We start from the raw sequence: 22,424 nt of genomic DNA, 5'->3' as shown, positions 1-22,424 counted from the left end.
GCGCCCTCGTTGTCCCATTAGACCGGGAAATCTCGAGCCCCGCCTCCCCCGCTTGAAATGCCGGTATTGCGAAAAGGAAATCCTCCCTCTCATCGGCTTGATCGAGGCCGCATCCGCTTCCTGGACGGGAAAAGCTCCTCCTTATTGGCGAAGAAAAGGCGAAAACCGTTGGTTTTGCCGGAATAAGAGGGAGAATTTCCCGTTCAACGGTCGATTTCGGACGTCCGAAGCGGAAGTAAGCGGGAGATTTTCCCGTTCGCCCTACTGAATGAGGATTCATTCACTCGACGGTAACAGCATATGATCAGCCAAGGAGGTCTCATTCATGACAAAACTCAAAAACGAAAAATATTACGCCATCCTCCAAGGCGCCCTGCGCACCTTCGCCGAGCACGGGTTTCACAAGTCGCAGGTGTCGAAGATCGCCAAGGCGGCGGGCGTCGCCGACGGGACCATCTACCTCTATTTCAAGCGCAAGGAAGATATTTTGATCGCGCTGTTCCGCGAGAAGCTGGGCGAGCTCGTGGCCAAATTCCGCGCGAGCCTCGACGAGCGAGCCGATCCGGTCGACAGCCTGCGGAAGTTGTGCGAGATCCATTACGACGAGTTGGAAAAGGACGTCGACTTCGCGGTCGTCACGCAGCTCGAGCTTCGTCAGAGCTCTCTCGAGCTAAGGAGAGAAATAGGCGCCTCCTTCAAGCCATATATTGTATTGATCGAGGATATTGTCCGGCGCGGCGTCGAGTCGGGCGCCTTCCGCCGGGATCTCGACGTGAAGCTGACGCGGCTGCTCGTCTTCGGCGCCATGGACGAGGTCGTGACGAGCTGGCTCATCTCCGGGCGGAAGTATTCGCTCCGCGCGCAGGCGGAGGGGACGGCGGACTTTTTCCTAAGAGGCTTGCTGGCGTAACGAATCGACGGTTTTAGAAAACGATGACGGGAGGCGCAACGCATGAACATCGTAGTGTTGGTGAAGCAAACGTTCGACACGGAGGAGCGAATCGTCCTGACGGACGGCGTCGTGTCCGAGGATGGGGCGAAATTCGTCATTAACCCCTACGACGAATACGCCGTCGAGCAAGGCATCTTGATGCGCGACGCGGCCGGGGGCGGCAAGGTGACGGTGCTGTCGGTCGGCCCCGCTCGCGTCGCCGAGGCGCTGCGCACCGCGCTCGCCATGGGCGCCGACGAGGCGGTGTTGATCGACGACCCGCGCATCGGGAACGACGAGCACGCGGTGTCGATCGCGCTCGCGGCGGCGCTCGGGGGCGCCGGAGGCGCCGGAGCTCCGACGCTCGGCGGCGCGCCGGTCGACGTGCTGCTCGGCGGCAATTTCAGCGTCGACAACGGCGCAGGCCAGGTCGCTGTGCGGCTGGCGGCGCTGCTCGGCGTGCCGCACGTCGCGTCCGTCACGGCGCTCGAGGCGTCCGGCGGCGCGGCCCGCGCGGAGCGCGACGCGGAGGGCGACGTCGAGGTCGTCGAGGTGCCGCTGCCGGCGCTGTTCACCGCGCAGCAGGGGCTCAACGAGCCGCGCTATCCGTCCTTGCCGGGCATTATGAAGGCGAAGAAGAAGCCGTTCGCGACGCTGACGCTCGACGATCTCGGGCTGTCGCCGGACGACGTCGCCCCGAAGACGACGCGCGTCGGCCTCGCGCTGCCCCCCGCCCGCGCGGCGGGTCGCCTGCTCGCCGGCGACCCGGCGGCGCAGGCGGCGGAGCTGGCGCGGCTGCTGCGCGACGAGGCGAAGGTGTTGTAAGCGCTGTTGGCGTTTAGGGGCTGTGAGGTTTAAGCTCATTTTTGCGCTTATCTCCGGGGGGTTCCGGTACTCGAACGAATGAACGAGGGGGAGTTATCCATGGCAGCACCGAAAACATGGCTTGCGTTCGCGGAGGCGCGCGACGGCGCGCTGCGCCAAGTGTCGTTCGAGGCGCTGGGCGCGGCCCGCGCCGCGGCGGCGGACGGCGACGCGATCGTCGCCGCGCTGATCGGCAGCGGCGTCGCGGCGCACGCCGACGCCTTGGCCGCGCGCGGGGCGGCGCGCGTCTACGTCGTCGACCGCCCGGCGCTGGCGGTCTATCATCCGGAGGCGTACCTCGCCGCCGCCCGAAGCATCGTGCAGGCCGTGCAGCCTGCGGGGGTGTTCCTCGGCCACACGGCGGCGGGCCGGGATCTCGCGCCGCAGCTGGCGGCGGCGCTTCGCTGCGGCGCGGTCACCGACGTGACCGCGGTGGAGCCCGGCGGCGGCGAAGGCGCGCCGCCGGTGTTCGCGCGCCCGCTGTACGCAGGCAAAGCGGTGGAGCGGCGAACGGCGGCGGAGCCGTTCGTCGTCACGGTGCGCCCGAACAACGTGCGGGCGCCGGACCCCGTCGACGGCGCCGGGCCGGCCGACGTCGTCGCCATCGAGCCCGAAGGCGCGGCGCTTCGGGCGATCGTGAAGGACGTCGTGAAGAAGACGTCCGGCAAGATCGACCTGAGCGAGGCGAAGGTCGTCGTCTCCGGCGGGCGCGGCGTGAAGAGCGCCGACGGGTTCGCGCCGCTCCAGGCGCTGGCCGACGCGCTCGGCGGCGCGGTCGGCGCGTCCCGCGGCGCCTGCGACGCGGGCTACTGCGACTACGCGCTGCAGATCGGGCAGACGGGCAAGGTCGTGACGCCCGAGCTGTATATCGCCTGCGGCATCTCCGGCGCCATCCAGCATCTCGCCGGCATGAGCGGCTCGCGCGTCATCGTCGCGATCAACAAGGACCCCGAGGCGCCGATCTTCAAGGTCGCGGATTACGGCATCGTCGGCGACCTGTTCGACGTCGTGCCGCTGCTGACCGAGGCGTTCCGAGCCCGCTGACGGCAAGGCAAGCGAACGAAGAACGGCCCCCCGGGCCATCCGCCGCATGGCGAGGCCGGGGGGCCGTTCTTCGCGTTCACGCCGCGCTCCGCGCGCGCGACGGCCAATTCAACATCGTCATGCCGACCGCCACGACGACCGCGCCGCCCGCGATGTACGCCGTTACCGGCTCGCGGTAAAACACGACCGCCCAAAGCACGGTGAACAAGACGGGCAAGTTGAAGACGATCGCCGCGACGGAAAACTTCACCGAGCGCATCCCCTTGGAGGAGAGAAGGAAGCTGAGTCCCGTGATCAGCCCGAGCGCCGCGGCGGCCGCCCACGCGCCGGGGACGAACGTCCCGCTCCAGTCGGCGGCGACGGGCAGCGGCAGCGTGCACAAGAGCGAGGCCCATAAAAAGATCGAATAGTTCATCGACACGTCCTTCATCGCGTCGAGCAGCATCTTCTGGCTGAACAAATGGAGCGCCGCCCCGACGCCGGAGGCGATGAAGACGAGGGCAAGCCAACCCTGCTCGCCCAAGGGCGCCGACAACGGGCGCCCGTTCCACGTAATCAGCAGAACGCCCGCGACGACGATGGCCGCCGCCGTCCAGCTCTTCCCGGACAACTTCTCCTTAAACAAGAAGATGCCGAGCAGCAGCAGCACGACCGTTTGCGTCGGAAACACCAGCACGTTGCCGTACGCGAAGCCTTGCGAGACGCCGACATTTTCGAACAAATAATTGACGCTCTTCCCGATCGCCCCGACCCATATCCAACGGTTCAGGACGGCAGGCTTCAGCGAATGCCGCGTTGCCAGCGCGAAGCCCGCCAGCGCCAGCACGCCGATCGAGAAGCGCGCGAACGTGATCGTATATGGATCGAACTGGAAGGCCGCCGTCTTGACCAGTACGCCGACTAAGCTCCAACTAAGCGATGCGATAACGAGATAGATCATTCCCAAAACCGTACACGTCCCTTTCGTTCCCACGCTTGCAATACGGAGCCTAGCTTACCGCCCGATCGCGGCGCCGTCCGCCCGCGGATCGGTTCCCCCGTGACGGAAGCCTTCGTCGTCGATCACAATCGCATGCGCGTGGCCGACCTTGCCGTCGAACGCCGGCAGCTCTACGACGCGATGCCCCGCCCGGGCCAACGCCTCGCGAACGGCTTCGTCGATTCGGCGTTCCGTCTTCAGCTCCTGCGTCGCTTCGCCCCAGGTGCGGCCCCACACGAAGCGTGGCGCGGATACCGCGCTTTGCGGATCGAAGCCGTAGTCGAGCATGCGCGTGAGCAGCGCCGTCTGCGTCTGCGGCTGCCCTTCCCCGCCCTGCGTGCCGTACAGCACATACGGCTTCCCGTCCTTGCAGACCATCGCCGGCATGAGCGTGTGGAAGGTGCGTTTCCTCGGCTCCAACGTATTGACGTGGTTCGAATCCAGCGAAAAGTAAGAGCCGCGATTCTGCAGCAAAATGCCGGTCGAACCCGCCGTCACGGCAGATCCGAACTCGAAATACAAGCTCTGAATGAAGGACACCGCGTTCCCTTCCCGGTCGACGACCGCGGCGTACGCCGTATCGTTGCCGATCGGCTCGGCGTTCGCTTCCCGGGCGCGGTCCATGCGAATCTCCCACGCCAGCTCGGCCGCGTACGTCTTCGAGAGCAGTCGATCCAGCGGAATAGCGGCGAAGGCCGGGTCCGTCAAGTATGCGTCGCGGTCCCGGAAGCTTAGCTTAAGCGCCTCTACGAGCAAATGGTAATACTCGAACGAGCCCTCTTCGACGGCGCCGGCGAGGTCGAAGCGCTCCAGCAGATTCAGCGTCATAATGCCCGTGAAGCCTTGCGAGTTCGGAGGCGCTTGATAGACGTCGTATCCTCTGTAGGTGCCGGACAGCGGCTCGACCCAATCGCCTCGGTGATCGGCGAAGTCGTCCAAGGTCAACAACCCCCCGTTCCGCTGCAGGTACGCGACGATCTCCTGGGCGATGGAGCCTCCGTAGAAGGCATCCCTTCCTCCCTGCGCAAGCACCCGCAGACTGTCTCCGAGCTCGCGCTGCACGAACCGGCTCCCCTTCGGCGGCACGCGCCCCCCGGGCGCGTAGATGTCCTTCGTTACGGGCGCGGCCGACAGCAGCGCGAATCGCGCGGCCGTATTTTCGTATTGGTCTCCTGACAACGGGAATCCTCCCGTCGCATAGCGGATGGCGGGCTCTAACGCTTCGCCGAAGGACAAGCGTCCGTACCGATCCAGCATGGCCGCCCAGGCGTCGACCATCCCGGGCACCGTTACGACGCTCCGCGGGCCTCGCGCCGGGATCGCGGTCTCCCCTTCGAAGGCGGCCCGCGTCGCGTTCCGTCCGGATCGCCCGCTTCCGTTGTAGGCCCGAACCCTTCCCTCCGACGGGGTATACGACAGCCAGAACGAGTCGCCTCCGAGCCCCGTCATATGCGGATACACGACGGCGAGGCACGCGCTGACCGCCACGGCGGCGTCGAACGCGTTGCCGCCGCGCTGCAGCATCGCCGCGCCCGCGGCGGAAGCCAACGCATGCGGGCTGACGACCATCGTTTCGGTACCGATCATCGATTTATGCATTACGTTACGACTCCCTTCCCGTTTCCGAATGCAAACGCGAAGCCAAGGCCGGGGCCTTGGCTGCTTCTATCTTACCGACTCTACCACGAAGTTCGGCTTTCGACTAGGGTTCGCGAACGATCGGATTCGCGAGCGGCGTCAATCCGTCGATGCTGCATTCCACCGTATCCCCGGCCCGAATGACGACCGCTCCGGGAGTGCCCGTCATAATTACGTCTCCCGGCAGCAGCGTCATGACCTTGGAGTGGAAGGCCACCGTCTGCCACGGCCGGAACCGCATATTGCGGAGGACGTTGCGATGCATCGTCTCGCCGTTCAACGCCGCGCGGACCTCGATGTCCAGCACGTCCGGATATTCGTCCGGCGTAACCAGCTCCGAGCCGAAGCTGAAGAACGTGTCGAAGCTCTTCGCTCGGGTCAAAAACCGGGGGTTCCGTTGATGGATATCGTCCGCGGACATGTCGAACACGGCGGCGAACCCGGCGACGTACCGCTCCGCCTCTTCCTCCGGCACGTTCTTGCACGGCTTCCCGATCACGATCGCCAGCTCCGCCTCCGCGACCGTTCGCTCGGATTGAGCGGGGAGCCGAATCGGATCGCCCGGACCGATGAGCGCCGTGTCGGGCTTCAGGAACCCGACCGGCTCCGCGTCCGGATCCGCCTGCCTCAGCTCCTCTTCGTTCGCCGCGTAGTTGAACCCGATGCCCCATATTTTCCGCGGGCGCCGGTACAAGGGGGCGTACGCCGCGCGGCCGTACGGGATCCCGTCGAGCGCCGCGATCCGCTCTCCCCCCTCCGCGCGGTGCCAGGCGGCCATCTCGCTCGTCTGTCCGGCTTCCAGCATCTCGAAGACGGTCGTCTTCCAGCCCGTACCCAACTCGCGATTGACGCGCTCCACCAAAACTAAGCCGCGGGGCGCCGCGATCGCGGCCGTCTCCTCGCCGTCGACGAGCAGCGTGAACAGCTTCATGAAGGAGCCGCCTCCCGTCCCGCGAGCACCGCCGTCGAATCCGCGACGAAGCCGTAACACTGCTTGACGTTGTACATCGTGGCCTCCGCGCAGAAGGCGGGAGACGTCGTCGCGCTGCAATCCCGGAGCAGCACGCTGTCATAGCCGAGGCAGACCGCGTCCTGCAGCGTCGCCATGACGCATTGATCGACGTTCACCCCGGCGAAAAACAGCGTATCGACGCGCAGGTTCCTCAAGATGCTGTCGAGCGGCGTATCCCAGAAGCCGCTCATCCGGTATTTATCGACATGGATATCGGTCGGCGCCGCCTCGAGCTCGTCGACGATCGAAGCCCCCCAGCTTCCTTTCTCCAGCACCCTCGACCCGTTGCCAGGCAGCGGACCGCCGATGCCTACGTCGTCGCCGGCCGCGTTGTACACGTGAAGCACGGAAGGACTTAAGTTCATCCGATCCGGGCGATTGCCCCAATTCAACCAGACGATCGGCACGCCGTCCTCCCGGAACGTCTTCGCGAGCCGATTGATCGGCTCGATAGGCGCCCGCGCGGGCGCGTAGTCCGCTCCGATATAGTCGAGCCACCCCGACGCGCTGCAGAAATCGTTCTGCATATCCACGATCACGAGCGCGCTCTTCGATAAGTCCAAGGTGAGGCGCTGCGGCTCCGCCGCGAATTCGACGACTCTCGAGCGCCGCGCCGATCTTCGGAGATCCACATGCTCCTTGGAGACGGTCCAATGGTTCGCTGCATGCCCAAGCTTGTTCATGCTCTCTCCTCTCCGCCGACCCCCGGTCGGCATCGTAGTATAGCGCCGCGTGACGCTCCGGCTTTCAAGTCCCTCAAGCCCCGTCCCGGCGCGGGGTCACGTCGTCGCGACCGAGACGAGAGCGAGCGAGCGCGAGATCGATTCGGCCCAGGCGAGCAGGCGCGCATCCTGTCCCGGTCCCGCGAGGAACGAGACGCCTGCCGGCAGCCCGTTCCATTCGACGAGCGGCATCGTCAGCTGCGGCAAGCCCGCGAGACCCGCCGCGCAGCACATCTGAAGCGTGGCCTTCCGCCGCTTCTCGAGCTCGGGACCGACCGTGTTGCGGGGGGGCGGTCCGGCCGGAGCCGTCGGCATGACGAGGATGCCGTCCTCGCCGAGCAGCGCCGCCATCCGCTGCCGGATGCGTTCCCGGAGCTCGAGCTCGGACTCCGTCTCCTCGGGACGAATCGTGCGCGCCCAGGCGAACCGCTCGGCGACGCCGGGACCGAAGCGAGGCTTGACGCGCTCCACCCAAGCGCCGTGCGTCCGCCATATTTCCGAGCCCTGGAGCAGCCGGAAGCAGTTCATCCACCGCTCCAGCCCTTCCTCGGATACGGTGACGGCAGCGGCCGGTCCGGAGACCGCCTCGACTTGCTTCAGGACCGCTCTCGCGGCGGCCGCGCACGCCGGGTCGGCGGCGGCGAACGCATCCTCCGCCGCCAGCAGCCGGCGGAAGCCCGACGGCGCTTCCGCCGGCGCGGGAAGCAAAGCGTCGCCGACGCGGCGCAGCGTCGCGGCGTCTCGCGCCAGCCAGCCGACCGTGTCGAACGACGGCGCGAGCGGCACCATGCCCGTATCGGGAACGGCGCCGTGCGTCGGCCGAAAGCCGTAGATCCCGCAGTAGCTCGCCGGGATGCGGATCGATCCGCCGGTGTCGCTCCCGAGCGCGAAGTCGACCTCCCCCGCGGCCACGGCGACCGCCGACCCGCTGGAGGAGCCGCCCGGAATGTGGCGCGGCGCCTTCGGGTTTAAGGGAGTCCCGTAATGGTAATTTTCGCCGTTCAAGCTATACATCAACTCGTCGGTGTGCGTCGTCCCGGTCAGCTCGGCGCCCGATCGCAGCAGCCGTTCGACGGCTTCGGCGTCGTTCGCCGCCGGCTCGTGCGTGCTTCTCCATTCGGGGCTGCCCGCGCCGGCGACGTACCCGCGAAGCTCGAAAATATCTTTCGCCGCGAAGCGCATCCCGGACAACGGTCCTACCGAAGTCGGCGCCAGCGTCATGCCGCGGTCGAAGAAGGCGTTCCACGCATCCCTCATGGCCGCACCTTACGATCCTGCGATCGCGCCGGACAACACCCGCTTGTCTTCTTCGTCCAGCTCGGCCTTCGGACCCGCCTTGATCAGATCGGAGAAGTCCTCGTCCGGCACCATCGTCGTTAACGTGTACAGCCGGCTCGCGCCCGTGTTCAAGACTTGGTGCGTGGATTGCGGCGGCACGACCATGAAGGAGCCCTGCTTCAGCGGGACGCGAGCTTCGTCGACGATCGCTACGCCTTCGCCGTACAGCACGTAAAAGTACTCTTGCGCCTCTTTATGAATATTAGGGGGCGTCTGACCGCCCGGCTCGAAAATTTCGACCACGGATACGAAGCCGGCTTGCGAGCCGTCGCACAGCAGCACGAATTTGTTCGTGTCCGACGCCGAAATTTTATGCACCGCGCACGTCTCGAACGTTCCTGCCGTCATCTCTTTCATCGTCATCGCTCCTCTATTCGTTCTGAGTTTCGTTATGGGTCGCAGGCGCGAGCGGAAGCTCCAGATAGGAGGACGTTCCGTTCGCGTAGACGGCGACCGTCGCCATGTGGAGATGCTCCGGGCCGAGGCCGAACTGCTCCGCGAGGCGCACGCCGTTCATATGTCTGGCGAAGAGGGGGAAGGCGCTGCCCGTCAGCTCCAGCCGCAGCCTCGCGCCCGCGGGCAGCCGCGCCGCCGTCATGCGCATCGGCACCGTCGCCTCGCAAGGCCCGTCGTCGGCCGGACACGCGCCCGAATCGATCTCCGCGCGGCCGACGGACAACAGGCGCGCCCGGCCGTCCGGTTCGACCGCCGTCAGGACGGCGACGAGGTCCGTCGGTCCGCCCAGCGCTTGGCATCTCACGGTCACGGTCGGCGCCCCGAGCAGCGAGATCGCCTCGGCCAGCGGCTCCCCGGTGTACACGAGAATTTCGTAACGCTCCTGCGCCCGGCTTCGGTCGACGGGGAGATACGAATCCACCCGCATCGGAAGCCTGGCGTCATAGACGAACACGTCGGGAATATCGACGGACGGCGCGCCCTTCTCCGCGTTCAGCCTGCCGCCGCCGAGCGCCCCGTTCGCCGGGCGCCCGTCGTTCCCTAAGTACAACGTGCGCTTCCCGGCGGCTTCCGCCCTCGTCCCGGGCAGCGCGTCCGCGCGGCGCCAAGCGCCGCCTCCGGGCTCGTAATACAGCACCCGGGGTTCGTTCGCGGGCAGCGCGCCTTCTTCGCCCTTAAGCCAGTAGTCGAACCACCTCAGCTGCTCGCGATGCACGTTCCCGTCGGCTGCCGGCCCGTGATCGACGCCGCCCGCGAGGCGCCCCCACGGGATGTGATCCCACGGCCCGATCAACAGCCGGTCGCAGGGCGCCTCGCCCTTCTCTATTCGGAGCCCCTGCAGCGTCTCGTAGCTCAGGAGCGTTCCGTCCAATATATAATCGTACCAACCGCCGATCAGCAGCGCCGGCACCGTCGCGTTCGAACCTGGTTTCAACCAATGGAACTGCTCCCAATACGCATCGTATTCGGGATGTTCGACCCAATCGTAATAAGCCGGAAAATAGCGGGCGAGCGCGTCGTCCGCGTCGGAAATCGGCAGCTGCGAGGCTCCGCCCGCGCCGGCCATCATGCGCGTGCAGTACGCTTCCGCCTCGGCGTCGCCCGCGCGTCGAGCCGAATCCCGGGCCAGCTGGAACGCCCACGTCCGCAGCTCGCCGAGCGCGAAGCTTCCCCGCGGGTAGAACGCGCCGCGGTACATATCCGACGCGCACATCGCCGGCGCGATCGCCGCCAAATGCGGAGGTCGAAGCGACGCCGCCGCCCACTGGGTCGCCCCTTGGTACGAGAATCCGTACATGCCCACCTTGCCGTTCGAACGCGGCAGCTTCGCCGCCCACTCGACCGCGTCGTACCCGTCCGAAGCTTCGTGGAGGTAAGGGTAAAACTCGCCCTCGGACTCCCCCCGGCCGCGTACGTCCTGCACGACGACCATGTAGCCCTGATTCGCGTACCAGACCGGATGCGCGCACACCACCGTCGAAGCCAGCGACTTGCCGTACGGCTGACGCATGAGCAGTACCGGCAGCGGATCCGTCCCGTTCGGACAATATACGTCCGCGTAAAGCTTCACGCCGTCCCTTAGGACGCACGTCACATTGCGCTGCAGCCGAACGCCTCCGAATTGCATAGGCGAATCCTCCTCTCCTGCGAAAATAGATGGAGCCGATCTAGCTGTGAATCGGAGTCGGCGCCTCCAGTCGGACGCCCGGCAGCAGCTTCGTCGTCCGCGCGTCGAAGACGAGCGTCTTGTCCGGATCGAACCGAAGCCTTACGCGTTGTCCGGCCTGCGGCGCGACCTCGTTCGGCGCGAGACAGCAGAGCGGCGTCTCGGAGAACGCGACGGCGACGTACGTCAGAACGTATGCGCCTAACCGCTCCACGATCTTCACGACGCCGGGGACGCCTTCCGTATCGGACAGCCGAATGTCCTCGGGACGAATGCCGACGACCGCTTCCTTCGGCAGGGTAGACGTCGGCAGCCCCTCGGAAGTCAACCTCCGGAACTCCTCGCCGAGCCGCATGCCCGGCCGGCCGTCCTCCATCACCACCGATGCGTTCAGGAAATTGATCGGCGGGTCGCCAAGGAACCCCGCGACGAACGCGTTCGCCGGCGCGTTGTACAGCTCCATCGGCGCGCCGTATTGTTGAATGACGCCGTTCTGCAGCACGGCGATCCGGTCGCCGAGCGTCACCGCTTCCTCTTGATCGTGCGTCACCATGATCGTGGTAATGCCGAGCTCCTGCTGCAGCGTCTTCATCTCGATCCGAATTTGCCGACGAAGCTTCGCGTCGAGGTTCGACAGCGGCTCGTCGAATAACAGCAGCGACGGCTGAAGCGCCACGACTCTCGCGATCGCCACCCGCTGCCGCTGGCCGCCGGACAGCTGCGCCGGGTACCGCTTCTCGAGGCCCGTCAAGCCGACGAGCTTCAACGCCGACGCGATACGGTCCTTGACGACGTCGGACGGCAGCTTCCGCGTCTTCAGACCGAACGCGATGTTGCCCTCCACCGTCATGTGAGGGAATAACGCGTAGTCCTGAAAGACGAACCCGAAGTTGCGCTTGTTCGGCGGCAGCTCTTGAATGTCTTGGCCGTCCAGCCGCACCGAGCCCGAATCCGCGTGCTCGAAGCCGCCGACGATCCGCAGTATCGTACTCTTCCCCGAGCCGCTCGGACCGAGCAGACAGATGAATTCCCCGTCCTTCACGTCCATTCGGATGTCGCTTAACACTTCGACCCCGCGGAACTGCTTCGTAACGGATTCTAACGTCAATTCGCTCATCCTTGCTCACTCTCCCTATGCTCCATCGATTAGAAAAACCGCGACCAACGGCCGATCTTCTCGCCTACGAACGACATAACGAAGATGAGGACCGTGAACACGACCGACCAAGCCAGAACGATCGGATTGAGGCCTTGGATCTGCTCCGAATACACCCGCACCGGGAACGTCGCTTCGCCCGAGCCGGCGATGAACATCGTCAGCGTCACGTCGGTGAACGACACTAGGAAGCCGAATATGGCCCCGACGAGAATGCCCGGCGCGACGATCGGCAGCGTCACCTTCAGGAACGTCCGCCATTTGCCCGCGCCTAAGCTGTACGCCGCCTCCTCCAGCCACCCGCTCATCTCCCGCATGCTCTGCAGGATGATCCGGAACACGAACGGCATGATCATGACCGTGTGCGCCAGAATGATGGAGAACGACGACCGGGAAAAGCCGATCATGCCGTAAAACTGGATCAACCCGAGCGCCCATATGACCAATGGGAAAAAGAGCGGCGCGAGCACGATCGCTTCGATCGTCTTGTTCCCCGACTTCTTGAGCGAAAGCGCCGTCGGCAGCGCCACCCCGACCGAGAGCAGCGTGGACAACGTCGCGATCTCGATGCTGCGCACGACCGATTGGCGATATCCGGCGTGCGCCGCCATCTCCTGGAACCAATGCAGACTGAAGCCCTTCGGCGGGAAGGAGAAGTACTTCGCCTCGCTGAACGCCGCGAGCACGAGCAGCAGCGAAGGAGCGACGATAAACAAGAAGCAGAGGAAGCCCGCAACGACGTAGACGGCTTTGAGCAGCCACCCGAGTCCTTTCTCCGTGCCGGCGCTAAGCATGCTTTCTCCCTCCCATCGCCTTCATGAACAGCGCGAAGAACGCGACGAACGACGCCAAGATCAAGATCAACGCGACCGAGATGACGGAGGCGAACGACCAGTCGAAGATGCGCAGCGCTTGTTGGTAGATAACTAGGCCGACCAGCTGCACCTTCGATTGACCGATGATGACCAAGGTGGAGAAGGAGCCGATGACGCCGCCGAACACGAGCACGGACCCGGCCATGATGCCCCCGCGCGTCAGCGGCAGCGTCACCTTGAGGAACGTCGTCCATGAATCGGCTCCGAGGCTTCTCGACGCCTCCAGCACGTTCGCCGGAATCGACCGCAGGGAGTTCAGAATGGCGAGCACCATGAACGGCAGGAAGCCGTGCACGAGCGAGACGACGACCGCCCCGAAGGTGCCGAGGAAATTGATCGGCGCCTCCACCCAGCCCAGATTCAGCAGGGTCGCGTTGACCGGACCGTATCTCGCGAAGATGATATACAGGCCCAGCGACTGCAGAAGGACGCCGCTGAAGGAAGGCGTCAATACCAACGTAATCAATCCGGTCTTCATCCCGGCCTTCGACCGATAGATGATGTAAGCGACGAGGTACCCGACCGCGATCGTGATCGGGACGACGACGATTCCCGTCCATATCGTGCGGAGGATCGACTTGACGAAGTACGGCTCCGCGAAAAACCGCGCGTAATTGTCGAACGTGAACGACTTCTCCCAGATCGACTTCTCGATTTCGTTGACCTGGAAGCTCGTCGTCAGCAAAATCAGGATCGGAATGAAGAAGATGGCGACGAACAACACGAGAGCGGGAGAAAGCAGCAGCAGGTTGGACTTGAATTGCCGCCTCGCAAGCCGCTTCGTCATGCCGTGTCGCGCGATAGGAACTTCCACTGGTTTCTCCCTCCTCCAATAAAACGCTTTACTCTCTAGATCGCGGCGCGGCCCGAACTTTCGTTCTTGCCGCGCCGCCCGTTCGTTATTCGGTCAAGATGCGTTCGTTCCACATCTGCGTCCACTGCGCGCGCTGCTCGATGATGTACAGCCAATCGAGCTTCACCAGTTGGTCTACGGCCTCTTCCCCGTACACGACCTTGGACGCCAGCTCGTCGTCCAATACGACTTCTTTGTTCGTAGGTCCGTAGTAGCCGATCGCCGCAAGGTCCGCGAGCACGGCTTCGTCGAGGAATCGGTTCACGAATTCCTTCGCGAGCGCTTCGTGTTTCGTGCCTTCCGCGATGACCATCGTATTTTTCGCCATGACCGGCCCCGGGTTTTCCGGATACACGAACTCGATCGGCGCGCCTTGCTGGATAAGCAGGTTGGCGATGTAGTTGAACGTCGGCGCGGCCGCGACCGTCCCGTTCGTCATCTCGAGCGCCAGCTCGTCGACGTTGAAGTACGACATCGGGATCGGCTTCAGCTCTTCCAGCTTGGCGAAGTTGTCCTCGTAATCCTTCTCCGTCTTGCCGAAGGCGAGGCCCGCCACCGAGAGGAACGATTCCGCCTCGAAGCCCGGGAACTGCGGGAAGGCGATCTTGCCCTTCAATTCTTCGGTCCACAGATCGCTCCATTGCGTAATCGGCTTCGATACCATCTCCGGGTTGTACGCGATGCCGAGCGCCATGAAGCTGGAGCCGTATCCGTATTCCTGCGCCTTCGGATACAGCTTCGCGAAATTCGGGATCGTCGGATCCACGTCCTGCGCGACGCCGTCTTCGATCACTTGTCTTGCTTCATATAAATTCAGGAAGGCGATATCCATGGTCGGGTTCCCCTTCTCCGCATACAATCTTGCGAAGCGATCGCCGGTTCCGCCCAAGACCAACTCGATTTCGGCTCCCATCTCTTTCAGAGGTCCTTCGATGTGCTTCTTAATCACTTCTTCGTGCGGGCCGCCCCATACGCCGACAACGAGCTTCTGGCCCTCGTAAGGGCGCTCGTTCTCCGCGGGCGTCTCCGCCGCGTCCGTCGTTCCGGTCGCCGCCGCGCCCTGCGTCTCCGTCGGCTCGGTCGTCCCGGTCGTCGCCGCGCCGCCGCATGCCGACACCGCCAGCGCTAACGCCGTAATCATTGCGAATCCAAAGTAACGTTTCCCTTTCATGGTTTCTTTCCCTCCCGATAATTGTTTTTTTCTCTGTGTCATTCCGTCAATACATGATCATGCCGCCGGTCACGTTCACGGCTTGCCCCGTCATATACCGGGCTTCGTGCGTCGACAAGAAATACGCGACGTCCGCGACGTCGTCCGGTCGGCCCAGCCGGCCGAGCGGCGTCTTCTCGAGCCAGAAGTCGTCGGCATGGGGCGCGTCGTGACTCATGTTCGTCTTGATGATGCCCGGGCACAGGCTGTTCGCCCGAACGTTATACGGACCGAACTCCATCGCCATGATCTTCGTCAGCTCGATGACGGCCGCCTTGCTCGCGCAATAGGCGGATTCGAGCGGTTGGCCCCACTTCCCTCCCATAGACGCCGTGTTCAGAATCACCCCCTTCTTCGCGGCCATCATCGATCCGGCGATCGGACGGGTCACGTTGTAAATCCCTTTCACGTTCACGTTGAAAATCGCGTCGATGTCTTCTTCCGTCGTGTCGAGGAACGATCTCCAGCGGGAGATGCCCGCGTTGTTCAGCAGCACGTCGACGAAGCCGAAGGTTTCGAGCGCCTCGCGGACGGCGCGCTCGGCGTCCGCCTGCTTCGCCACGTCGCACGCGAAATACGCGCCGCCGCTCTCCTCCGTCACCCGGCTCGCTTCCTCGCTCGGCTCGGCCGATAGATCGAGGATGACGACGCGGTCGCCTTCCTTCGCGAATTTGTTCGCCATCGCGAGGCCGATGCCTCGGTTGCCGCCCGTCACGAGCGCCGTTCTCTTCTTCATCGCCTTACGCTCCTTCCGTCCGGAGCTTCCCCGGATTCAGTAACCCTAACGGGTCGTTCTCCCGCTTCTTCCGCTGCATGACGTTCGCCTCTCCTCGGCCGCCGTCTTCCAAGATCCAAGTGTGCGGATCGTATATGACGACGCCGATCGATTCGCAGAACGCGACGATCTCGTATAACCGGCTCGCATCCGTGTACCTTACGAGCGGCAGCGCGGTCGGGACGAGCTCGCCGGAGACGCGAATCCATTCGAGGTGAAGCAGCACCTCGTCCCCGAACTCCGCCTTCAGCCGGCGCGCTTGCTCGGCAACCTTCCCTAACGAAAAGTCCGCCTGCAAATACGTGATGGAAGGCTCCGTCTTCAGCGCCCACAACGTCGTATGGTTCCATGTGAAATCCGACAGCCCGATCCCCTGCCGGTACCGCTCCGGCGGAATGACATGCTCGATCGCGCCGCCGCGGGCCGCCGCCAGGGCGCTCACCGCTTCCAGCGAACCGTCCTCCGTCTCCAGCAGCAAGGCGGCGGCTCCTTGCCGGAACGCCTTCGCGAGCGGCTTGAAGAAGGCGGGGATCGGCCATTCCACCGCGGACACGAGCCGCTTGCGGATCGAATCGTCCCCGGCGAGCGCTTCGGATACGGCTAACGCGTCGTCGAAGCTTTCGAACGAGACGACCGATTGCGCCCACTCTACGCGCGGCGCGAGCGGGATGACCAGCTCCGTCACGACGCCCGTCGTCCCATAGTTGTGTATATAGGGCAGTAAGTCGGCTCCGTGCACCGTCAGCCTTCGCGGCCGTTCCTCCAGCGTGTAAACGATCGCTTCGAGCACGTTGCCGTCCCACAGATTGCCCCAGGAGATCGAACCGATGCCGCCCGACCCGCCGCAGACGAAGCCGCCGATCGTCGCCTTCGCGTACGTGCTCGGGTAGATGCGCAGCTCCTGCCCCTGCTCCCTCGCCCGCTTCTCCAACGCGCCCATGCGGACGCCGCATTGGACTCGCGCATACCCGGGACCGATCTCGAGCACGCGGTTCAGTCCGCTGACGTCGAGCACGATGCCGCCCTCGAGCGGAACCGCTTGACCGTAATTGCCCGTCCCCGCGCCGCGTACGGTGATCGGCAGCCGATGCCGGTACGCGAAGGCGAGCGCCGCCGCAAGCTCCCGTTCGTCCGTCGGCGCCGCGACGCCGTCCGCCAGCTTCTCCCGCAGCAGCGGCTCGAGCACCGGCGAATACCAGTAATAATCCTTCGACAGCTTCTCGCGCGACGCCGGATCGAGCAGGAACCGCTCTTCGCCCAGGACGTCGACGGCTTCCTTCCGCCATTCCGTCGCCATGCCGCTCGCTCCTTTCGTGTACGCTAGTCGCGGGAGCGGATGCTCTTCATGTCGAAGGCCGCCATCTCGAGCAGCGCCTCGGCGATCATCTGCCCGCCTTGCGTCAACAGCAGCTCGCCCTTCCCCTCGGTCGCGATGCTCGCGTCTCCCGTAATGCCGCTCGCGGACAGATCGGACATGACCCAGCCGTACGCTTTATTCTTCAGATCGAGATATCCGCCCGGGAAGTTCGGCACTTCATGCGGCGCAAGCTCCATATGGACCCAAGAACTCTTAATGCCTAAGACCAGCGAAGTTTCCAAGTCGCCCCCGTGGAGCCCGATGCGCCGTTCCTCCTCCTCGATGACGCCTTCGCCCATCTTGAGGCCGCCCGCATCCATGCGGAACACCGTAAGACCGCAATCGATCCGAATTTCCCGCGCCATCATGTTCAGCAGGTCCGCGTTGCCCCCGTGCGTATTGAATAAGAGAAGCCTCGGAAATCCGGCCCGGCTCAAGCTGCGGCCGACGTCGAGCAGCACCTTCATGAGCGTCTCCGCGGAGAAAGTGATCGTCCCCGGATGCTCGGCGTGCTCGGTGCTCTTCCCGAACGGAATCGGGGGCAGCAGCCACACGCCGGCGTCCTCCGGCAGCCGCTCGAACGCCTCCGTGAGCAGCGCCTCGCCGATCAACGTGTCGGTGAAGGACGGCAGATGCGGTCCGTGCTGCTCCGTCGCGCCGACCGGCAGCACGACGAGCGTTTCTTCCTTCGGCAGCCGCTGCACCTCGAGTCGGCTGAGGCGCGGCAAGAAGCAGGCGTCCCACGCCTTGCCTGCGTAACGCGTCATTTTCGTAGACATCGATTTCTTCCTCCTTAAATAAGCTAACGCATGTTTAATCTATGAACCCTCGCGCCTTCAACGCGTCAGCGACGCTCGCCACTCGCCCGCCTAACCGGGAAACGATCGTCAGTTCTCTGGCGTCCGGCGTCAGCGAGCTGTCCGGCCCCGCCAAGGTGGAGGCGCCGTAGGGAGAACCGCCGATCGCGTCCGCCGTAAGAAACTCGGGGTTTTCGGAATACGGCAGCCCTACGAAAATCATGCCGAAATGCAGCAGCGGCACGATCGAGGTCAGAATCGTCGCTTCGTGACCGGTATGAATCGAGCCTGCGCTCGTGAAGACGCCGGCGGGCTTCCCTTCGAGGGCGCCCTCGGCGGATACTTCCCCCGCGAACTCCAGGAACAGCTTCACTTGGGCCGGCATCATGCCGTAATACGTCGGGAACCCCCATACGACGCCGTCGGCCCAGCGCAGATCGTCGTTGGTCGCGATCGGGATCTGTCGTTGGAGCGTAAGCGCCTCTTCGTATTTCCGAAAGCGTTCGTCGGTTTTGAATCGCCGCTGCAGCGCGCTCAACGCTTCGCCCGGGTTCGGTTTATCCAAATAAGGCGTCCGGTCGTTCGGCGATTCCATCTCGGGGATGCGAACCGTCCGCACCGTCGCTCCGGCGGCTTCCGCGCCGGCGGCGCAAGCCTCCGCCATTCGAAACACGTGGCCGTAAGCACTGTAGTACACTACCAGCAGGTTCGTCATCGGCGTTGCCCGCCTCCTTTCCTTGCTTCCCAGTGTAGTCCCCCTCAGGAAAATGAGTCAACATACCTTACACAACTTTGGAATACACCATAAGGAAAGGGATGGTTTTTTAGATATTAACCAAAAATGTACTCCAGTTATATCCATTTACCCTTATATTGGCATAAACAAGACTAGATTTATGTTATATTACCTTACATGTATTTGACCAAACCTTAGAAGTAGATTTATATTTCTTTAATATAGTGAATTTCTATGGGAGGGAGACGGGAGCATGCGCTTAACGGTCGAGGAAGCCCTAACCATCTATCCCTTGTCGAAGGCCAAGCTCGTGGCCGGTTCGAAGGGGATCGGACGAATCATCACGTCGCTCAACACGATGGACGCCCCCGACGTCTTCGATTGGATCAAATCCGGGGAGATGCTGTTTACGACCGCCTTCGCCATCAAGGATACGCCGGACAGCTTTCTTCAGATGCTGCGGAAGCTGGACGAACGAGGAGCGGCGGGGATCGGCGTCAAGCTCGGCCGATATTGGTCGGCGATTCCGGATATCGTCCTGGAAGAGGCCGACCGCATGCATTTTCCGATTCTGGAGCTGCCTTACGAATTTACCTTCTCCGACCAGATGAACGCCCTCTTCCACGCGGAGTTTCAACGCAGCACCGAGAAGCTCCACGACGCGCTCGAGAAGCAGAAGCAGCTCGTCCGTTTCGCGCTGCAGACGCAAAGCTTCGCCGATCCGTTCCAGAAGGTCGCCGACATTCTGGCGCGCCCGCTCGCCGTCGTGAACGCGCGGGGGCAAATCTTATTGAATGCGAGCGGATGGCCCGAGGCGGAATTGCTCGCGTCTTGGCCTTGGCCTCCGAAGCTGAGTCGGATCGAGAGCGAGCGGGGCTGGACGAGCCGCATTCCGCTGACGAAGGAAGCCGACTGCTACGGTTTCTTGCTGGTCATGTCCGACGATCCGGACGCCCTTCAGGAAGAAGAGGGGCTGCTGCATCAGGCTGCCGAAATTTTATCCCATCACATGAGCCGCCTCGACGACGATCAACAGACGATCGCCAGCTACCAATGGGGGACGCTGATCGAACGGTACGTGCAGCGGCAAATGCCGAGGGATACGTTCCAGGAACAAGCGAAGACGATCGGATCGCCCGGACCCGTCGGCCCGTTCGTGTGCGTGGTCACCATCCCGTCCGCGGATCCGTCTGCGGAGTCCGTCCGCGATCGATTCCAAGATTTTCGCAGGGAAATCAAATACCACTTGCATCTGGGAACGTTGGAATCGCGGCAGCACGTCCTGTTCCGCGACCGCTTGCTGTCCGTGTTTCAGATGAACGACGGCGCGAGCTCCGGGGAGGCGTTCATGAATCTCGTCGTGAAGAGCTTCGACGACATCCACAGGACGCTGGCCGGCGACCCCTTGCGAAGCTACGTGAGCAAGGTCAAGCTCGAGCTGCCCGAGCTGTTGGAAGCGTACGAGGAATGCACGGAAGCGAAGAAAATCGCGGACGCGCTCTCCTTCCACTCTCCGGTCGTCCCATTCGCCAACCTGGAGCTGTCCTATGTGTTTCGGTACATTCCCAACGACATCATGAAGCGATACTGCGACAACGTGCTGCGCCCGCTCCAATCGAAGGACGAAGAGTACCGGACGTACATGCTGAGCACGTTGGAATGTTATTTCGCCAATGAAGGGCAAATCAACGAGGTCGCCAAGCAAATGTTCATTCATCGGAACACGGTGTTGTACCGATTGGAGAAGATGAGCGAGCTGCTGGGGCTGGACTTGAGGAAAATGGGGGATTTGTTGAAGCTGAAGCTGCTGTTCATGTTCAAGCGCTTAATGACGACGAACGATTATAACGCTTGACGGTTCCTCGAACGATTCGAGCGTTCGACGCGTGCGAAACGATGATGCGATCCGAGACGGTTTGCTATATACTAACCGTTGGACAATTTTACCTTCGCACCCGACTTGGAGGATGACCCGCCGCTATGAACGCAACACCTCGAATGTACTATTTGGATCGGCTTCGCGCGTTTCTGACCATGCTCGTCATCGCCCATCATGCGGCGATCGCGTACGGAGCCGGCGGCTCCTGGTATTTCGAAGACGTCGACAAGACGGAAATCACCGTCTCGATGGTGCTGCTGACGATGTTCACCGCCGTCAATCAATCGTTTTTCATGGGACTTTTCTTTTTCCTATCCGGCTATTTCACCCCGTCGTCTTACGACCGCAAGGGCCCGGCGCGCTTCCTGGCCGATCGGTTCGTTCGGCTCGGCGTTCCGCTCGCGGCGTTCCACTTCGCCCTCGGTCCGCTCGTCGAGTTCATCGCCGGCCGCACCGGGTACGATCGCTTCGGCGCCTATTATCGAGCGGAAGTGCTCTCCTTCCGCTCCGACCACTTCGGGCCGCTCTGGTTCGTCGAGACGCTGCTCTATTTCGCGATTCTTTACGCGGGTTGGCGCCTCTTCGCCGCCCGCCGCAGCCGCAGCGCCGGCGCCAGGGTCGCAGCCGCCGAAAGCGTCGCCGCGACGGCGTCCCTCCCCGCTCCGAGCGACCGCGCGCTGCTCGCCGCCGCCGTCGGCCTCGGCTTGATCGCCTTCGCCGTCCGGCTCGTCTACCCGACGGGAACCGACGTCTTGGGCATGCAGCTCGGCTACTTCCCGATGTACGTCGCGCTCTTCGCCGCCGGCATCGCCGCGAAGCGGTCCGGATGGCTCGACCGGCTCGACCCGGCGTTGACGCGCCGATGGTCGATCGTCTCGCTGGCGGCGATCCCCGTCCTGCCGATCGCGCTCGTCGCGACCGGCGCGCTGGAAGGCAACATGACGTTCGCCGGCGGCATGAACGCGCAAGCGTTCGTCTACGCCATGTGGGAGCCGTTCGTCGGCTTCGGCATCATCCTGTACCTGCTGCGCCGATTCGCGCTTCGCGACAAGCCGCCGACCGCCCTGCAGCGCGCCCGGAACGACGCGGCCTTCGGCGCGTACGTCATTCACCCGCTTATCGTCGTGGCGGCCAGCCTGACGCTCGTCGGCGTCCCGCTCCATCCGGCGCTGAAGTTCGCGCTCGTCGCCGCCGCCTCGATTCCGCTCTGCTTCGCCGCGGCATGGCTGCTGCGCCGCGTTCCGGGGGCCGATCGAATCTTATGAATGCCGACGTCCGTTCGTCATCCGCGGTCTTGCTCGATCCGTTCCGCTATGGCGTATTCGCTTGGGTATATCGCCATATATTCGGTTAACCCGACCATGCGGAACAGCTTCTGATAATGCCCGCTTACCCCGAATGCGAACGTGCGGTACCCCGCCTTCAAGCCCGAGCGGACGATCCGAATCAGCAGGGCGATGCCTGCGCTGTTAATATAGGGGACATCGGCGAAGTCGATGACGAGGTTCGTTTTCCCGCCGTCGAGCCCCTCCTGCCAAGACCGCAAGCCGAGCAGCGTCTCCTCGGCTTGCTTCGTCAGGTCCCCGTGCAGCGTCAGCGCCGTATAATGCTGCGTTTCCCGCAGCGTAGCGCGGCAATCGCGGTTCATCGTCCGTCCTCCTTCCGAAATTTGAAAGTCAATGCCGTGCAAAACCCGCGTTCCTCTCGAAAATGCTCCACCCTGTCCGCCAGCTCCGACATGAGCAGAATGCCCCACCCGCGTTCGCTGCCTTCGTTCGCGGGCGCGGTCCGCTTCGCGAGCTTCGCTTCGTCGGCCCCGGGGCCTTCGTCGTATACGCGGCACCGCGCCTCGCCGCCCGCGTACTCGAACTCTACGAGCACCCACCGCTCCGGATTCATGCCGTTGCCGTGCTCCGCCGCGTTGAGGCACGCCTCCGCCACGGCGCTGGCCATATCCTCTGCGCGATCGGCCGGAATGCCGCAGCCGGGGGACAACGTCTTCAGGTCGGCCAGCACCCGCTTCTCTTCCCCGTAGCGGCTAGGGTACCGCCACGTTCGGCGGACTTCGCCGCCGGTCAGCTCCGTCATCCGATCACCGTCTTCCTCTAGATCCGGTCGTGTTTCTTTAAGTGTATC

At 63.7% G+C, this 22,424-nt stretch carries 22 protein-coding genes; 5 read left to right on the top strand and 17 right to left on the bottom strand.

The genetic code is table 11. The annotated features are described in order from the left end of the window. Positions 1-325: 325 nt before the first annotated feature. From fadR to FE782_RS12090, 3 genes are all read left to right on the top strand, one after another. Entirely contained in the window at positions 326-910 is a 585-nt protein-coding gene (gene fadR / locus FE782_RS12100; RefSeq protein ID WP_138194341.1) for a fatty acid metabolism transcriptional regulator FadR, read from the top strand. Positions 911-952: 42 nt separating this feature from the next. Then, on the top strand, positions 953-1,756 hold the full coding sequence (locus tag FE782_RS12095) for an electron transfer flavoprotein subunit beta/FixA family protein (protein WP_138194340.1): 804 nt from the start codon (positions 953-955) through the stop codon (positions 1,754-1,756). Positions 1,757-1,855: 99 nt separating this feature from the next. Further along, positions 1,856-2,839 carry an electron transfer flavoprotein subunit alpha/FixB family protein gene (locus tag FE782_RS12090; RefSeq protein ID WP_138194339.1) on the top strand — a complete coding sequence of 328 codons (984 nt, stop codon included), beginning with the start codon at positions 1,856-1,858 and terminating at the stop codon, positions 2,837-2,839. Between the two features lie 76 nt (positions 2,840-2,915). On the opposite strand, the gene FE782_RS12085 is transcribed toward FE782_RS12090, so the two are convergent. The 15 genes from FE782_RS12085 to FE782_RS12015 all read right to left on the bottom strand — a co-directional run bounded on the left by FE782_RS12085 (position 2,916) and on the right by FE782_RS12015 (position 18,388). Further along, the gene (locus FE782_RS12085; RefSeq protein WP_238392458.1) at positions 2,916-3,779 is read right to left on the bottom strand and encodes a DMT family transporter; all 864 of its coding nucleotides are present in this window, start codon (positions 3,777-3,779) and stop codon (positions 2,916-2,918) included. 54 nt (positions 3,780-3,833) lie between these two features. Next, the gene (gene ggt, locus FE782_RS12080) at positions 3,834-5,417 is read right to left on the bottom strand and encodes a gamma-glutamyltransferase (protein WP_138194337.1); all 1,584 of its coding nucleotides are present in this window, start codon (positions 5,415-5,417) and stop codon (positions 3,834-3,836) included. 103 nt (positions 5,418-5,520) lie between these two features. After that, the gene (locus FE782_RS12075) at positions 5,521-6,387 is read right to left on the bottom strand and encodes a fumarylacetoacetate hydrolase family protein (RefSeq protein ID WP_138194336.1); all 867 of its coding nucleotides are present in this window, start codon (positions 6,385-6,387) and stop codon (positions 5,521-5,523) included. Beyond that, positions 6,384-7,151, bottom strand: a complete 768-nt coding sequence (locus FE782_RS12070; protein ID WP_138194335.1) for a cysteine hydrolase family protein — start codon at positions 7,149-7,151, stop codon at positions 6,384-6,386. The genes FE782_RS12075 and FE782_RS12070 overlap by 4 nt, the downstream gene beginning before the upstream one ends. 96 nt (positions 7,152-7,247) lie before the next feature. Continuing rightward, entirely contained in the window at positions 7,248-8,447 is a 1,200-nt protein-coding gene (locus tag FE782_RS12065) for an amidase (protein ID WP_138194334.1), read from the bottom strand. A gap of 9 nt (positions 8,448-8,456) precedes the next feature. Continuing rightward, on the bottom strand, positions 8,457-8,885 hold the full coding sequence (locus tag FE782_RS12060) for a cupin domain-containing protein (RefSeq protein ID WP_238392449.1): 429 nt from the start codon (positions 8,883-8,885) through the stop codon (positions 8,457-8,459). Between the two features lie 13 nt (positions 8,886-8,898). Further along, the gene (locus tag FE782_RS12055) at positions 8,899-10,611 is read right to left on the bottom strand and encodes a CocE/NonD family hydrolase (protein WP_138194332.1); all 1,713 of its coding nucleotides are present in this window, start codon (positions 10,609-10,611) and stop codon (positions 8,899-8,901) included. Between the two features lie 40 nt (positions 10,612-10,651). Then, a complete protein-coding gene (locus tag FE782_RS12050; protein WP_138194331.1) occupies positions 10,652-11,767 on the bottom strand; it encodes an ABC transporter ATP-binding protein in 1,116 nt (371 codons plus the stop codon). Between the two features lie 29 nt (positions 11,768-11,796). Then, a complete protein-coding gene (locus tag FE782_RS12045) occupies positions 11,797-12,600 on the bottom strand; it encodes an ABC transporter permease (protein WP_138194330.1) in 804 nt (267 codons plus the stop codon). Further along, the gene (locus FE782_RS12040) at positions 12,593-13,495 is read right to left on the bottom strand and encodes an ABC transporter permease (RefSeq protein ID WP_138194329.1); all 903 of its coding nucleotides are present in this window, start codon (positions 13,493-13,495) and stop codon (positions 12,593-12,595) included. The genes FE782_RS12045 and FE782_RS12040 overlap by 8 nt, the downstream gene beginning before the upstream one ends. Before the next feature lie 85 nt (positions 13,496-13,580). Continuing rightward, positions 13,581-14,705 carry an extracellular solute-binding protein gene (locus tag FE782_RS12035; RefSeq protein WP_158299361.1) on the bottom strand — a complete coding sequence of 375 codons (1,125 nt, stop codon included), beginning with the start codon at positions 14,703-14,705 and terminating at the stop codon, positions 13,581-13,583. Between the two features lie 46 nt (positions 14,706-14,751). Further along, on the bottom strand, positions 14,752-15,480 hold the full coding sequence (locus FE782_RS12030) for an SDR family NAD(P)-dependent oxidoreductase (protein WP_138194327.1): 729 nt from the start codon (positions 15,478-15,480) through the stop codon (positions 14,752-14,754). Between the two features lie 4 nt (positions 15,481-15,484). Further along, positions 15,485-16,816 (bottom strand): FAD-binding oxidoreductase, encoded by a 1,332-nt coding sequence (locus tag FE782_RS12025; protein WP_138194326.1) that lies wholly within the window; start codon positions 16,814-16,816, stop codon positions 15,485-15,487. 23 nt (positions 16,817-16,839) lie between these two features. Next, complete coding sequence (locus FE782_RS12020) at positions 16,840-17,655, bottom strand: creatininase family protein (RefSeq protein WP_238392448.1); 816 nt, start codon at positions 17,653-17,655, stop codon at positions 16,840-16,842. Between the two features lie 34 nt (positions 17,656-17,689). After that, entirely contained in the window at positions 17,690-18,388 is a 699-nt protein-coding gene (locus FE782_RS12015) for an NAD(P)H-dependent oxidoreductase (RefSeq protein WP_138194325.1), read from the bottom strand. A 274-nt stretch (positions 18,389-18,662) separates the two neighbouring features. On the opposite strand from FE782_RS12015, the gene FE782_RS12010 reads away from it, so the two are divergent. Beyond that, positions 18,663-20,264 (top strand): PucR family transcriptional regulator, encoded by a 1,602-nt coding sequence (locus FE782_RS12010; protein ID WP_138194324.1) that lies wholly within the window; start codon positions 18,663-18,665, stop codon positions 20,262-20,264. Positions 20,265-20,389: 125 nt separating this feature from the next. After that, on the top strand, positions 20,390-21,553 hold the full coding sequence (locus FE782_RS12005) for an acyltransferase family protein (RefSeq protein ID WP_138194323.1): 1,164 nt from the start codon (positions 20,390-20,392) through the stop codon (positions 21,551-21,553). Between the two features lie 17 nt (positions 21,554-21,570). Here FE782_RS12005 and FE782_RS12000 read toward each other — a convergent pair whose 3' ends face one another. Then, positions 21,571-21,936, bottom strand: a complete 366-nt coding sequence (locus FE782_RS12000) for an STAS domain-containing protein (protein ID WP_138194322.1) — start codon at positions 21,934-21,936, stop codon at positions 21,571-21,573. Then, positions 21,933-22,376 carry an ATP-binding protein gene (locus FE782_RS11995; protein ID WP_138194321.1) on the bottom strand — a complete coding sequence of 148 codons (444 nt, stop codon included), beginning with the start codon at positions 22,374-22,376 and terminating at the stop codon, positions 21,933-21,935. The genes FE782_RS12000 and FE782_RS11995 overlap by 4 nt, the downstream gene beginning before the upstream one ends. Positions 22,377-22,424: the final 48 nt, after the last annotated feature.

It is taken from the genome of Paenibacillus antri, from assembly GCF_005765165.1.
GTDB lineage: Bacteria > Bacillota > Bacilli > Paenibacillales > YIM-B00363 > Paenibacillus_AE > Paenibacillus_AE antri.
Note: the sequence above shows the minus strand (reverse complement) of the source record. Positions and strands in the feature narration are given on the sequence as shown.

Excerpts from the sequence above, each read along its gene's own strand:
- fadR (WP_138194341.1), top strand. The coding sequence starts at position 326 with ATGACAAAACTCAAAAACGAAAAATATTACGCCATCCTCCAAGGCGCC.
- FE782_RS12095 (WP_138194340.1), top strand. The coding sequence starts at position 953 with ATGAACATCGTAGTGTTGGTGAAGCAAACGTTCGACACGGAGGAGCGA.
- FE782_RS12090 (WP_138194339.1), top strand. The coding sequence starts at position 1,856 with ATGGCAGCACCGAAAACATGGCTTGCGTTCGCGGAGGCGCGCGACGGC.
- FE782_RS12085 (WP_238392458.1), bottom strand. The coding sequence starts at position 3,779 with ATGATCTATCTCGTTATCGCATCGCTTAGTTGGAGCTTAGTCGGCGTA.
- ggt (WP_138194337.1), bottom strand. The coding sequence starts at position 5,417 with ATGCATAAATCGATGATCGGTACCGAAACGATGGTCGTCAGCCCGCAT.
- FE782_RS12075 (WP_138194336.1), bottom strand. The coding sequence starts at position 6,387 with ATGAAGCTGTTCACGCTGCTCGTCGACGGCGAGGAGACGGCCGCGATC.
- FE782_RS12070 (WP_138194335.1), bottom strand. The coding sequence starts at position 7,151 with ATGAACAAGCTTGGGCATGCAGCGAACCATTGGACCGTCTCCAAGGAG.
- FE782_RS12065 (WP_138194334.1), bottom strand. The coding sequence starts at position 8,447 with ATGAGGGATGCGTGGAACGCCTTCTTCGACCGCGGCATGACGCTGGCG.
- FE782_RS12060 (WP_238392449.1), bottom strand. The coding sequence starts at position 8,885 with ATGAAAGAGATGACGGCAGGAACGTTCGAGACGTGCGCGGTGCATAAA.
- FE782_RS12055 (WP_138194332.1), bottom strand. The coding sequence starts at position 10,611 with ATGCAATTCGGAGGCGTTCGGCTGCAGCGCAATGTGACGTGCGTCCTA.
- FE782_RS12050 (WP_138194331.1), bottom strand. The coding sequence starts at position 11,767 with ATGAGCGAATTGACGTTAGAATCCGTTACGAAGCAGTTCCGCGGGGTC.
- FE782_RS12045 (WP_138194330.1), bottom strand. The coding sequence starts at position 12,600 with ATGCTTAGCGCCGGCACGGAGAAAGGACTCGGGTGGCTGCTCAAAGCC.
- FE782_RS12035 (WP_158299361.1), bottom strand. The coding sequence starts at position 14,705 with ATGAAAGGGAAACGTTACTTTGGATTCGCAATGATTACGGCGTTAGCG.
- FE782_RS12030 (WP_138194327.1), bottom strand. The coding sequence starts at position 15,480 with ATGAAGAAGAGAACGGCGCTCGTGACGGGCGGCAACCGAGGCATCGGC.
- FE782_RS12025 (WP_138194326.1), bottom strand. The coding sequence starts at position 16,816 with ATGGCGACGGAATGGCGGAAGGAAGCCGTCGACGTCCTGGGCGAAGAG.
- FE782_RS12020 (WP_238392448.1), bottom strand. The coding sequence starts at position 17,655 with ATGTCTACGAAAATGACGCGTTACGCAGGCAAGGCGTGGGACGCCTGC.
- FE782_RS12015 (WP_138194325.1), bottom strand. The coding sequence starts at position 18,388 with ATGACGAACCTGCTGGTAGTGTACTACAGTGCTTACGGCCACGTGTTT.
- FE782_RS12010 (WP_138194324.1), top strand. The coding sequence starts at position 18,663 with ATGCGCTTAACGGTCGAGGAAGCCCTAACCATCTATCCCTTGTCGAAG.
- FE782_RS12005 (WP_138194323.1), top strand. The coding sequence starts at position 20,390 with ATGAACGCAACACCTCGAATGTACTATTTGGATCGGCTTCGCGCGTTT.
- FE782_RS12000 (WP_138194322.1), bottom strand. The coding sequence starts at position 21,936 with ATGAACCGCGATTGCCGCGCTACGCTGCGGGAAACGCAGCATTATACG.
- FE782_RS11995 (WP_138194321.1), bottom strand. The coding sequence starts at position 22,376 with ATGACGGAGCTGACCGGCGGCGAAGTCCGCCGAACGTGGCGGTACCCT.